7 protein-coding genes are annotated in these 14169 nt (G+C 49.7%); all 7 read right to left on the minus strand.

Annotated features, from left to right (window positions below):
- Positions 1-141 precede the first annotated feature (141 nt).
- On the minus strand, positions 142-2145 hold the full coding sequence (locus G494_RS0105580) for a preprotein translocase subunit SecA (protein WP_028583737.1): 2004 nt from the start codon (positions 2143-2145) through the stop codon (positions 142-144).
- Positions 2138-4276: an efflux RND transporter periplasmic adaptor subunit gene (locus G494_RS0105585; RefSeq protein ID WP_051305422.1), complete on the minus strand. Its 2139-nt coding sequence runs from the start codon at positions 4274-4276 to the stop codon at positions 2138-2140. Before G494_RS0105585 ends, G494_RS0105580 begins: the two co-directional genes overlap by 8 nt.
- A gap of 59 nt (positions 4277-4335) precedes the next feature.
- Positions 4336-6099, minus strand: coding sequence for an efflux RND transporter periplasmic adaptor subunit (locus G494_RS22095; RefSeq protein WP_051305423.1), 1764 nt, complete (start codon positions 6097-6099; stop codon positions 4336-4338).
- Between the two features lie 280 nt (positions 6100-6379).
- On the minus strand, positions 6380-7684 hold the full coding sequence (locus tag G494_RS0105595; protein ID WP_028583739.1) for a TolC family protein: 1305 nt from the start codon (positions 7682-7684) through the stop codon (positions 6380-6382).
- 394 nt (positions 7685-8078) lie between these two features.
- Entirely contained in the window at positions 8079-8921 is an 843-nt protein-coding gene (locus G494_RS22100; protein ID WP_051305424.1) for an HDOD domain-containing protein, read from the minus strand.
- A gap of 53 nt (positions 8922-8974) precedes the next feature.
- A complete protein-coding gene (locus G494_RS25175) occupies positions 8975-12004 on the minus strand; it encodes an EAL domain-containing protein (RefSeq protein ID WP_051305425.1) in 3030 nt (1009 codons plus the stop codon).
- A gap of 1 nt (position 12005) precedes the next feature.
- Positions 12006-14169, minus strand: a 2164-nt coding sequence (locus G494_RS0105615) for a tandem-95 repeat protein (protein ID WP_028583740.1), incomplete at its 5' end; no start/stop codon positions are given.

Below are 14169 nucleotides of genomic sequence, written 5' to 3' on the forward strand. Positions count from 1 at the left end.
AATTTTTGACGCACCGCCACCTCTCAACTTGCTACACCTTAAACAAAGGCACATATGGTCTTGACAAGGGGGCGCTATACTCCTCTTAACAGGCCGAGCTGAGCGAACGATCTCTGCCCTGCTGAGCTCTCTGCTTTTTTCTTACTCTAATCGTCCGCTAAAGCCGAGTAAGCTAGTGACACGCTCATCCATCTCCATAAGATCGCGTCGTATCTGAAGGTGGTAGCGCTCTCTTGCAGACTGGGCAAGGGCCATGCTGATCAGGCCAATATGCTGCGATAATGGTTTCTCTTGCTGCACCAGACCACCAAGAAAGCTCAAGAGCATAGGACCAAGGTAGTGCTGGAGGAGTTCATCATCAACAGAGAGGATTGTTTCATAACTGCCCGGATCTCCCTGCCTGCCGCAACGGCCATACAGTTGACGGTCAATCCGTCGTGCTTCGTTACCTTCAGTGGCGATTATGTGCAGCCCACCTATTTCGGCAACACCTTCCTCCAGAGGAATATCGGTGCCACGGCCTGCCATATTGGTTGCAATGGTAATGGCGCCTTTACCTCCAGCCTGGGCGACAATCTCTGCTTCTTGAGCATCCTGGCGCGCATTCAGGACCTGATGCCTTAGGCCCGCGCCCCTGAGCATGCTGCTCAGGTGTTCAGATGCAGCAACAGAGCGGGTCCCCACCAGTATTGGTCGTCCCTGCTTGTGCATTGTTCTGATCTGCGTGATGACACCATTCCATTTTGTTGCTTGATCAGGAAAAATACGCCGAGCCAACTCCCTGCGTCGAGGCGGCTTATTCGTTGGCACCTTGACGACAACTAAACCGTAAACCGACCATAATTCCCGCTGCACTTCCCGGGCAGTACCTGTCATGCCTGCAAGGCAGATATACCGCCTGAAAAACCTCTGATAGGTCAAACGGGCCAGGTGTTCCCGCTGACCGCTAAGCTCGCAGTTTTCTTTGATTTCAACCAACTGGTGCAGCCCCCGCTCCCAGGATCGATCTGCCATGACCCGCCCTGTATTCTCATCAATGATCAGTACCTTCCCATCCTGCACAAGGTAGTGACGGTCCAACTGATACAAATTTTGGGCTGCAAGGGCCTGACAGACAAGTTCTTCCCTTTGCCTGGTACCATTCCAGATTCCTCCTATTGCCTTGCTCAATGCAGCAATGCGCCTGCTGCCCTCATCACTTAAATGAACTCGACGTCCCTGATGGTCCAGGGTGAAATCAATATCGTTGCGCAATGATTCGGCCAATGCCATTGCCCGAAAATAGGCCTGTTCTTCCTCTGGGTTTTCGGTGTTTCGCGAGATGATAAGGGGCGTACGTGCCTCGTCAATAAGTACACTGTCAGCTTCATCCACAATCGCAAAGCAGAGCCCCTGCAGAAACAGACGTTCTTTACGCGATTTTTTATTATGCAACCGTTCGAGTTGGAGGCGCAAACGACCGTGATCATCACCAAGAACGAGACGATCCCGAAGGTAATCAAAGGCGAGTTGTTTATTGGTGCAATAGGTAATATCTCCGGCATAGGCGGAACGCCGTTGGCCGGGATCCATTTTCTCGGTAACAGCGCCAACCCGTAGTCCCAGTGCCTGGTAAATTGGCCCCATTGATTCGGCATCACGGGTCACAAGATAGTCGTTGACCGTAACGATATGGACCGGGATACCGGCAAGGGCTGCGGCGGCGGCAGCAAGGGTGGCGGTGAATGTTTTTCCTTCTCCGGTTTCCATCTCCGCAAGCCTGCCATGCACCATGATCCAGCCACCAATCAGTTGCGTGTCGAAATGACGCATATTGATGGTTCGGCCAGCTGTTTCCCGGATCAAGGCAAAGGCCTTTCTGGTAAGATCGGTTGTCAGGCCATGCTGATGAAGCTGTAGTCGAAGTTTTTTTGCATATTCTGCCAATGCTGTGTCATCAAGTTTTTCAATTTGCCGGCAATGATGATGAATCGCAGCAAGTGTACGACGCAACGCCCCGCTGCGATATACGGTTAGGGAACGTACAAGACCTGTACAAGAGCTGACGGCACCATGGAGAAATTCTCTTTTTTGGGGCGAACGTTCCGGGTAGAAACCGTTGACAATGCCTGGTTGCGGTATTGCCGACAGGCGGTGGTTAAACATGGAATTGTCGCAGAAAAAGCTGGCGAAGACAGCGGTACCATTGCAGGCCCAGTGGTTCGTAGCCGTGATCAAACAGGGCATACACCCGTTCCCCTATCCGCACCTGTCCCATCTTGAAGGGATAATTAAACTCAAGCTGAAATGTTTTCCTTAACGTCTGTGTCCCCTGGGGATCTCCTGGTGCCACTGCTATCTTACCACCTCCGCCGGTACCGAGCACAGGACTGGGGAGGTACTCGCTTGCTGCTGGAATTTCTCTGTTAACGGTAGTGGTCAAAAGGGTGTCGAGGCTACCGGCCAGCCTGAGCTCAACCCCTCTTGTCCGTTCTCTGACCAGGGCAATATCATCCTGCCGGACCACCACAAGCACAGACGACCTGCCTGCCCCTACGATATATCCAAGAAGATCTCCCTGTTTGACAAAGCGACCCGCTAGATTTTTGGCATCGGGCAACACCAGAAGCCCCTGACCGGGACTACGAATAGTCAGCTCGTTCATCCTTTCCAGGGTACGGGTCAGGTCGGCTTGAGCCGCGTTTTTTTTATCTTTGAGGATCTCTCGCTGAACCCGTGATTGCAGGGGCTCGGCATTATATTGAGCCCTTACTTCCTCAACATTCGCCTTAAGCACACGTGCCTCAGCTTCTATGTACGGGTCTACACAACGGATGAGAGGGTCCCCGACAGCCACTGCTTGACCATCCTCTGCCAGCAGGTCAGCGATAAAGCAGTCTGTGCCTGCGCGGACCCGGGAATGTTCCGGTAAAGATACGACCCCTTCAGCACGGGTTCTCAGTGGGGCAGGAACAACAAAGAGCATAATCAAGGTCAGGACGGCGGACAGCAGAGAAGCGGTGACGAAACGTGTTCGCTTTCTACGGCCGGCAACGCTCTGAAAGAAGGAGTAGCTGTTACGAATCGCAGGAACAATAATCTGGGTGCAGATCGCCCACAGGGCAATCAGAACGCCGACAAAAAAGAACTTGCTGCTGATAAAGAGCGCCAGAAGTGCCAATACCAACAAACGGTAACAAAAAGAGATAATTCCGTAAGCAACGAACCAGAGAGGTTCTCCCTTCGAGGTAACCGGTGAAGCAGCATCTGTAACGCCGAACAGGTAACGCTGCAGGAGGTAACCGAGGTAACGAGTTGATCGTTGACCGAGATTTGGAATCTCAATCCAATCTGCCAGGATATAATAGCCATCATAGCGAAGCAATGGATTACCATTGAACAGCAGCGTCGAGATGCCACCCACCAGCATGATGTTATAGGCAATAGTACTCACCTGCCCTGACTCAACATTGAGCCAGATAAAAAGAGCCGCTGCAGCAACAAATAACTCAACCGCCATTCCGGCAGCAGCGACAGCCATCCGCCTGCGCTTATCAGGAAAGGCAGCTGATGACGAAGCCTCGACGTAAGGGATCGGCGTGAAGGCGAGCAACATAAGGCCCATCTCATGGACCTCACCACCCCATATACGGGTGGCAAAGGCGTGACCAAGTTCGTGCAGGAGCTTGACCGCAGGATAAACACACCAAAGAAGAAGAAGATTCTCAGGAGTGAAAACTCGATCAGCCATATTTTGGCTCAATTCCGGCCAATGAAGAGCAGCAAGCACCACAGCTGTGCCGACAAAGAGAAACCATATCAGCAATCCTGACCAGCTAAAAAGCGGCCTGACCAGCGGCATCCATTTGACGAGAAAGCGATCGGGATCAAGGAGAGGAAATCGCAGGGCAAATGGATTTTTAAACCGCTGTTTCCATTTACCCCGCTGCATGCTCTGACGCTGAAACAACTCCTGGGTATCCGGGGGAACACTACTTTGCAGCACATCGATGGAATGGAGCTGACTGAGCAGACGGATAATTTCATCCTGGGATGGCACCTGATCACCGAGCAGGGCAGAGGCAGCATCCCAAATGGCAGCCACGGTTCTTTGCCCATCCATCAAGGAGATGACAAGATAGGCATTTGTATTAAATCGATGCTGCCGCCCTGATGAGGGATCCTGGAGGACATACCAGTTCTCGTTACGGTAGACATGTCGATGGAGAACCACATGCCTACGCAAACTCGGCTTGATGTCCGCCACCCGGTACCAATATGTACTGTAAAGGGACATAGCTATCACCGCTCAACAATTAAAACAGCAAGAGAAATTGGCCCTGGTTTAACAGCCCACTAGGGCCAAAAAGCCCAAAACCTCATTCGCAACCAATTAACGAATCGATGGCTCACTATCCAAATCAACCGCCGCTGATCAATATCAATCTTAGCGACCCCCTCCATACCGGGACGCAGCAAATCAGAAGATTCCTCTATTTTCGCTTCCACCTGAAAGAAATTACGCCCCTCTTCAGCGATTGATACAGGAGTGATCTTGTCTACAGTGAAACGAAACGCTTGTCTTGGCATGCCGGAAAGGACCAGGTTGCCATGTTGTCCCTTGAGGACCTTGCCAACATCACGTTCATCGACCTTAAGCATGACCCTGTAGGCATCTAAGGGAGCAACCGTAAACAACACCTGACCTCGCTGGACCGGTGAACCAAGGGATTGACTGAGGTCACCACTGACAACGAGACCATCAAAAGGTGCTGTCAGCCTTGTCCGAGCACGTTTCTCATTCACAAGGTTCAGCTGAGCCTCTGCCTGCCTTATCCTGGCACTGACTATACTGACCCGAGAACGATCATGTTTGGCAAGGGCATCGCGATACTCGGTTTGGAGTTGCTCTAACTGACTTGACCATCTCCGATTCTCAAGGTTGAGATCCTTGTCGTCAAGGGTGGCAAGGACATCACCGCTGTGGATAATATCGCCGGCCCGGACAGTCGTCTGCGCAATATAGCCATCCTGGGGAGCAACAACTACCCGCTGTATCAGGGCTTCCAATCGCGCATTCGTTGCAACCCGAAATTCGCCGAAGACAAAGAAGAGAGTCGCGGCAACAAGACAGAGGGAGAGGAGGGAAAATTTAAGGGCCAGGTGCCCGGGCCCCAAAATACGCGCCATAAGATGCTTGCAGGCATGGGCTATACGTATGGGCAGCCACTGTTCATCACGCAGCCTTACTTCAAGTACAGGGCCGACGATGGATACAATATGTTCAAGATGTTCTCTTGTTGCCTGATCAAAAAGATCATCTGTCCCCCTTTCGATCAACACTGCCCCTGAAACCTTCCCATGGCTGACGAAGGGAACCGTTAGAGACGCTCCAATGCCATAGAGATCAAGCAGGGTCGCATGACAGCGGGTAACGAGAACCGCATCATCGCTTTGGGGATAGCTAATGGCACATCCCTGGTCCATGGCCTCGTGCATTGCTTCGCCGATATCACGGATCAGGTTGGATTTTTGATCGAATCCAGCGCTATGCGACACTGCTACGACTTTGACTGAACGCCCACGGAGGAAGCCGATACTGGCCCGTTCACAGGAAAGACGATCACTCAGCTCGGAGACCACATCGGTGGCTGCCTCTTGAACGTGTTCGTGTTCCAGGCAGGAGGCGACAAGTTCCAGCAAGGTAACCAGTTGCTGATTATCACCCGATCCCTGTTCCTTAAGAAAGGCCTCAAGCCAGACTGTCGAATCTTGAATAAAGAGGATGATCGCCTGATGTTTTACGGGGATACGACGGGTAACCTGGAGTACAACAACACCATACAGCTTTTTTTTCAAGAAAAGTGGGCAGGCAATGAGATCTTGTGGTTCACCGGTATTGACGCCTGCATCTTTTTTCGGCAAGACGATGTCCTTCCCCTCCGACAAGGCCGTTTTTGCCACATCTACCAATTCTTGATAATCAGTAAGTCCTTCCGGAAAAAGTGCAGAGGGGGTGTACTTGCCGTTCTCTGATGTCTCCAGAAATACGACCGCACGGCTTATGCCATTTATTTGTCTGCAGAGTGCATTGAGCCAGTTGCGTGTATAATGATTCATGAGCGACCAATCATATGAACAACATCTCTGTTAAAGGCATTACACCCAAGAAGTAGCGACTTCTTAGATGTCAGGAACAGCTCGTCAGCATGAAAAAAAACTCTTTTTGGCCGGAACAGTGGAGAGCCGAAGTCGTGACTTTAGCTCTTCTGGTTCAACAGCTGTTTTGGATCTATGGTTTTGAGGTAGCACAAGACAGAAAAGCAGACCGCCTGTGGTTGAACGGCAGATACTCTGCGCACAGAGTTGGTCAGATCATCAGCAGTCGTTTTAGAAAATATCATTCAAGCTGGCTGCTCCTCTTCCTCATCCCCCCGAGCTGTGCACCTATTGCATTCTCGATACCTGCAAAGGCGGTAAGATAGTTATAATATGTTACAACCAGTTCACTGAGTGTTCTCGTCAGGCTCAGTTGGGCATCGTTAAATTCAATCACATCATAGGATCCGGATTCATACCTTTTTTGCGCCAAGGTAAGATTTTCCCTGGCAAGCCCAAGTGTTTGCAGTGCTATCTGTACGCTCTGCCTACTCTCATCCGCCTTCAGGTAACTGTCTGTAACTTCACTGGTGATAGTCAACTGCATATCCCGAAACCTTGCTTTATTTTCAAGTACGCCACCTCTGGCTTCAGCCACGGCGCCTTGTGTATGGAATCCTGAAAATAATTTCCAGGTACAGGCAACCCCTGCCTCCCAACTATCTTTGTACAGGGAAAGATTCGTGTCGTAGTCATTGTACCTGACCTCTGCCGTGATGGAGGGCCAGTAATCCCCCTTAACACTTCTCAGCTGTGCCTTGGCTGCCTCAGTCAACTGTTTAAACTGGAGCAAGTCAGGTCGCTGCTCCAAGGCAACCTGTATCAATTCTTCAAGGCTCTTAAGCACTGGAGGCATGGACTCGATGACGTTATCTAGATTTACTCCGTCATCGTAGAGGGTATATCGTCCCTGGTTAGGCTTGGTACCCAAAATTTGTTCAAGAGAAACTCTGGCTGTTTTAAGATTATATCTTGAGCGCACAAGATTCATTCTAGCATTTGAAAGCTCTACCTCAGCATTGATCACATCAATCTTGGTCCGTACGCCGGTTTTATAGTAAATATCTGCGCGATCAAGGTGCTGCTGGAAACTTTCCACAGACTCCATGGCAACATCGACTAATCGTTTCTTTTCCAATACGTTATAATATGCCATCTTTACCTGAAAGAGAATATCCTGGAGCTGTCTCTGCAACTGAGAGTCCACAGCTTTCAGGTTCATCTTTCCGGCATCGATGGCACCTGTGGTCTTGCCAAAATCATAGATCAGCTGAGAGATATTAAATGCCCCGTGGACGATATCGTCCTCTTCAGCTTCATCGTTAACCAGTAGAGATTGTCCTTCACTGTTATTTTCCGCAGCAGAAGAAGCTGAATCCTGCCTCTCAGTATAAAAATAACGGCCTTCAACTGCCAGTTGCGGTAAATACCCAGATCGGACCATGGTGAGCTGCCCTTCACTCTGTGCCAGTTGCTGCCTCACCACCTCGATCATCTGGTTATGGTCAAGTGCAATGACAATGAGGTCATCCAGACTGAGAAACATTAGCCCCCCCCGGTCTACAGCAGGGGAAGCCGTCCTATTACCGGCAGTTGGCTCACCGCCCCCTGTACTTGCGATAGCTGGACATAGCAGAGCAAAAAACAGCATTGCCCAATAAACAGAGAATCGATAATGACATTTGCGCATGTTGAGCTGTACCACGGTTGACGTAAGTGACCTTCCAGACAATAACCTTATGGTTAGATATGACATATACTATCTTTTCAATACTGCTCCCTAATCACCCTGACAAGAAAAATCATAGCCAGCAGCTTGCTTCCCCTACAGAGAGAAGCAAAAGCAAGCAGTCGTAGAGGTTGTAACTACGCTACCCTACGACCAGGGCTCAGATTGAACCCCGGTGGCGAGAAAGTCGCTCAACAAGTACACCATCCATCTACAGAAAAATCAGCTCCATTGCCACTCGAACATCTTTCTTGACCTCCTCCTGAATGGAGGTGCAGTCTTCCGGACTCAGCCTTGAAATTTCCCATGCATATGGGTGCACAGCCAACACACCCTCATTAAATACCCCTTCCCCATCATTGGCCCTTGTCAACAGCGAACCGATATGCACCAGAACGGTCTCCAATGGATGGTGTTCGGCTTTTTCAGGCAGGACATGGTGAGCTGTTGTCTCCTTCAACGTGCCCGAAAGTTCCCATTGTTCCATGAGGTAGGCGCCAATCTGAGTATAATCAAAGCCGAGCATTTTTTGCTCAGCTTCGACTATCGACTTACCCGTATTTTTTACATAAAAGAGTGCCTGTTGCGAGAGACTTGGAACAGCTTGATACATGACGAGGTGACCGATGTCGTGCAGCAGGCCGGCAACAAATAATTTTTCCTTATCGCAAGCTCCGCACAGCAGGGCCAAATGGCTACAGGTAACTGCGCACTGAACACTACATCGCCAAAATTTCCTCACATCCATCACGTCGGCGGCGATCCCTTTGAATGCCTCGGCGACGGAGGCCGCCAGCACGATATCATGCACCTGATGCGAACCAAGCAAGGTGATTGCACGGCTAACGGTTTCCACCTTTTGGGCGAAGCCATAGAGGGAGCTGTTTACTATGCGCAACAAACGAAAAGTCATCGCCGGATCATGGCTGATCACCACCGAGACCTCAGCCATGGCATAATCAGGATCGTCCAGGATGCTTTTCAAGCGAAGATAGACGTCAGGCAGAGTAAAAAGATTTGCCGTCTTCATGACGTCCTTCAACAGTGCATCCATCTATACCTCCAGAAACATGCTCTTTTTAAATATCCCTGGACCAGGAACACCACCTACTGTCTCCACGATCTCACTATAGACTCAATACCGCCCTGAAGGAGCCTGGTCGCCTCATTGGCAGCAACTGGCTTACTGAAGATATAACCCTGCATCTCATCACAACCGAAATTACGAAGCAGTGCTACCTGTGCTTCATTTTCAACTCCTTCTGCTGTCACCTTAATCCCCATCCCGTGAGCCATTTTAATTATCGAATTCACCAAACTCTTCTCTTTCTCATTTGTCTCAATATCAGCAACAAAAGAACGATCTATCTTGACATAGCTTGCTGGAAAATTTTTCAGATAACCAAGCGAAGAATATCCAGTACCGAAATCATCAAGAGCAATACATATTCCATGACTATCTATTGATCGCAGAACATCTGTAGAGTAGGCAACATTTTCCATCATGGCAGTTTCAGTAACTTCTACCACAAGGTGCTCCGGATTCAGCTTATTCTTATTCAAAATTTTTATAATTTTTGCAACAAGTCCTTGCTCACGAAACTGCCTATTTGAAAAATTTACAGCTACACTGTTATGTTCAATACCCATGTCGAGCCATGCACGTAATTGTCTACAAGCTGTCTCCAGCACCCATTCACCTATCACGCCAATGAGACCTGAATACTCGGCAATCGAAATAAATTCGTAAGGTGGGACCAGACCATTCTCAGGATCATCCCAGCGGAGCAGTGCTTCCATGCCAACTACAGACCAAGTCCTACTATCGATTTTAGGCTGATAATACAAAACAAACTCATCGTTACTTATTGCCCTATGAAGTCTACTTTCTAGCTGCAGGTGCTTGGTTGATACAGAATGAATAGTATCAGAATAAAAACAATATTGATTATGATCCAGCTTATTTCTCGCATACCTCCTGGCCGACGCAGCATTTTTATCAAGTTCTTCAGGGGAAGAGCCATCATAAGGATAAATAGAAATACCAACACTTGCATTAGCGTAGAATTTATTCCCTTCTACATGAAATGCATTATCAAACTCCACCAGGATCCGCTTAACTATCCAGACGATAGCATCGGTTTCCTCTATGTCGGTCAACAGTATGCCAAACTCTTCGCTACTAAGACGAGAAATTGTTGGCACCAAAGAAGACGTTGGTAACTTGGCCACGGTATCCATTTCCCGCAAGGCTACAGCCAGCCGCTTGCTTATTTGTTGCAATAAATTCTCACCGGATTTATAGCCCAAGGTTTCGCTAATTCGCTGAACAGTGTCAATGGAAATGGACAATATCGCTACTATATTATCATAACGTCGCCCACGCACCAATGCCTGCGACACCCGATCATAAAAGAGCGTCCTGGTTGGCAGGCCTGTCACCACATCATAGGCTGTAATATGTTTCAGCTCCTGAGAACGCTTTTCAGCCAACTCCTCTAACTGCTGGAGACGAAAGGTTAACCGCTGCACTTCATCATCACCGCCACCTTCCTCTTCGACAACATTTCGAGTTGCGTGTTCTTGTGTTGGCTGAGCATCTTGCCTGTTATCTGCCAGAGGAAGGCACCCTCCTTCCTGGCCTGAAAAATCAGCGAGCTCTTCGTCACCCCAACAGACAAGACGATTCCTGCCACTTTCTTTAGCAATATAGAGGGCCTTGTCAGCCTGATTAGTCAGTTCATCGGGAGCATTGGTTTTAAACTGCAAGGAAGAGGCACCAAAACTCATGGTCACCTGAATCCCGGTTGAAACATCTGCCTTAATAGCCTGCCGTATCCGGTTACCAACATAAGCAGCCTGTTTAAGATCACTACCAGGAAGGACAAGGCAAAACTCTTCGCCACCATAGCGCCCTATCAAGTCGCCTTCCCGGGCATTCTTTTGCAACTGAGCAGCAACCGCCTTTATAACTTTATCTCCAGAGGCATGACCATACCTGTCATTTACTGATTTAAAATGATCAATATCGCACATGATGCACGATAAATCCGAACCATTCTGCTGCGCTTCGCTAAAGAGCTTACTGAACTCCCGATTAAATGCTCTTCTGTTGAGGAGAAGCGTCATGGGGTCATGGTTAGCGAGAAATTCCAGTTCCCGGTTTTTAATCTGGACCTCTTCAGTGGTTAACTGGAGTTTATTGACCGCCTGACTAAGCTCCTGATTCCTTTCTTCGATCTCAGTTATGTCATCAAATGTGACAAGAACTCCACGACGCCTTCCTTCACCGTCCAAAACAGGTGCAGCATTAACAATAAATGTTATCGCCGCACTGTTGACCGACTCCCTGACCAAACGAATCCCGGTTACACTTTTCCCATCCTTGAGCACCCGCATCCAGGGAAGGTGCTCCAAATGCCGAGTCGACCTGCACCCTTTCCAGCCAAGCTCTGATCCCCTGAAACCTACAAGATCCAAAGGGGACTTTCCCATTAACTCTGCAAATGCAGCATTGGCGAGAACAACCTGCTCCTTTTCATCAAGAATCAAAACTCCTTCTTTAAGTACATCAAATGCGGCTCGCACTCTGCCGGGAACGACTGCAGAGGGATCAAGTTCTCGCAGCGTTCTTTTCATCAACAAGAAGTAACCTGCAAACCCGGCACAAGCGACAAAAAGGATCAAACCAAGATAGGAGTTTTTCAACCCTGTGGAGACATTACTCACCCATAGCGGCGAAAAACTTATCTCAACCGTTGCCCAACGTTCCTTTCCGCGCATTATCGGGATCTGGACATGGGTTGATGTCGAGCGACCATCGCTGGAAGGTTGCCAGTACGCAAGATGATTACCTGCCTCGGCAAGCAATCCGCCCTGATCATCCCGTAACGCGGCAGACCTGATATCATTATCCCTTGCCACCAAAGATTGGAGGGTCTCTTTGACAACAGGAAGAATATCATTCTCTGCCGACGCTGAAAATTGTATCGCCAGAGCTTCTGAAAGATTTTTCCTTGATTCAAAGACAGCCTCAGTCCGGTCCGGAGCTAAACCTAAGAGTTGACCGAGAAGCAGCAGACTGACTGTCAGGGATACCAGTCCAAGGCTTATTCGTATTGCTGGGGTAAGGCGCATATTACTCAGGATCTCTTGTAAACATGGTTTCGACAGTAGTATCAATATCTGATGTAGATTCTATGCCTTCCCTTTCTTGCTTATCAAGGTTATTTTTCTTAATCTTGGGTGCGATCAGTACGGCAACGGGGTCATAGCTTTTCCACAGTGGTACCGTTGCTAAAAAACTCGACATCAAGGATCCAGCCCGAAACATATAGCTCACCACACCTGCCCCCAAAGAGGCCGTTATACCGCTGGCCACAAACACGACACCTTGCTGCTCGCCCTCGGCTTCCTCAAAGGACATGTTCATATCCTGGCGCATAGCATCAAGATGATACTGCATAACGGTATCCCCCAAGACAAACTGACCTGGGTCTGATGGCTGTCTACTTACGGAAGCAGCCGAGACCGAAGGTGCAATAAAATCTAATGATTCTGAGCCAACAATCTTCACCACTTTCAACAATGCTCCGAAACGATCCTCTCTGGTGAACTGATTTACAAAATCAACATGAGGTTTTGTGGCGAGCTTTGTCGCGAAAGCAGTTTCTCCGAAATTTTGGCCAGTGCCGGCTATCGCATCGTCTACAGTTGCTTCGACAGTATCCAGAGAGAGCACCTCTTGACTGGAAACAGTAATGGTTGCCTTGCCAGGAAATAGAGCATCTTCGTATCCTTGATCTTCTTTTTCTGGAGCACTTTTATCTTTGCCAGGATCCCGTGCAAACTCTGCTGCTATCGGATCACCACTCTCCTCTGGTTCATCATCACTAATGCCATTATCTGGGAGGATTTCATCTTCAAACTGTAAAACAATGGGGGCAGGTGCTTCTGTTGGTTCAAGCTTATCTTCACTTTCTGTAAATTCAGCACTTTGGCCTGTAGCAGTATCGCCAGCATCATTATTCCCTGTCTCGGTCATACCATCGTCAACGGGCAGGGTATCATCAGCTAAGGATTCTTCACCGGGAGCCGACGGCTCGCTCACTGGGGAAATATCAAGATCTGCATAGCCAACAGTGATGTCAGTGCCATCGCTGATATCGTATATAAAATTAACAGAGGTTTCGTCATTTGCAGCTAAAGTATATTCCCAGGTGCCACCACCATTATCAATCAAACTACCGCTGCCGGAATCTATCGCCAAGCCTGTAACAGTAAGACTGTCACCTTCTACATCAGCCGCATTAACAAGCAACTCTTCCTGGGTGATAGTGCGGGCCACACTGTCTGCTGCAACGGGTGTGAGGGTTACCCTAGTGGTGGTGGGAACATCGTTGACATTGGCCAGGGTAACACTGACCACCTGGGTCGTGGTGCTGCCCAGGTCATCGGTCACGGTGACGGTAAAGCTATCGCTACCGAACCAATCGCTATCCGTCGGCGTGAATGTCCAACTACCGGTTGCTGCATCAATAACGGCGGTGCCCTTGCTGGCTGCTGAGCTTACCGTGAAGTAGCTACCATCGGTCAATCCATCGACATCGCTGGCATCAAGATCACCGGAGACGGCATCGCCCTCATCGCCGCTGAAGTCGATGTTGCCGGTGATCACTGCAGGGTCGCCGACATTGGCCAGGGTGATACTGACCACCTGGGTCGTGCTGCCGCCCAGGTCGTCGGTCACGGTGACGGTAAAGGCATCGCTGCCGAACCAGTCGCTGTCCGTCGGGGTAAAGCTCCAGGCCCCGGTTTCAGCATTAATCGCTGCTGTCCCCTTGGTCGCCGGCGTGCTTACCGTGAAATAGCTGCTGTCGGCCAATCCATCGACATCGCTGGCATCAAGATCACCAGAGACCGCATCGCCCTCATCGCCGCTGAAATCGATGTTGCCAGTAATCACTGCAGCGTCGTCGACATTGGCCAGGGTAACACTGACCACCTGGGTCGTGCTGCCGCCCAGGTCGTCGGTCACGGTGACGGTAAAGCTGTCACTGCCGAACCAGTCGCTATCCGTTGGCGTGAATGTCCAGGCCCCGGTTTCAGCATCAATCGCTGCGGTCCCCTTGCTGGCTGCAGAGCTTACCGTGAAGTAGCTACTGTCGCTCAGTCCATCGACATCCGTCGCATCAAGATCACCGGAGACCGTATCGCCCTCAGCACCGCTGAAATCGATGTTGCCAGTGATCACTGCAGGGTCGTCGACATTGGCCAGGGTAATGCTGACCACCTGGGTCGTG

Source organism: Desulfogranum mediterraneum DSM 13871 (assembly GCF_000429965.1).
Classification (GTDB): Bacteria; Desulfobacterota; Desulfobulbia; order Desulfobulbales; family Desulfobulbaceae; genus Desulfogranum; species Desulfogranum mediterraneum.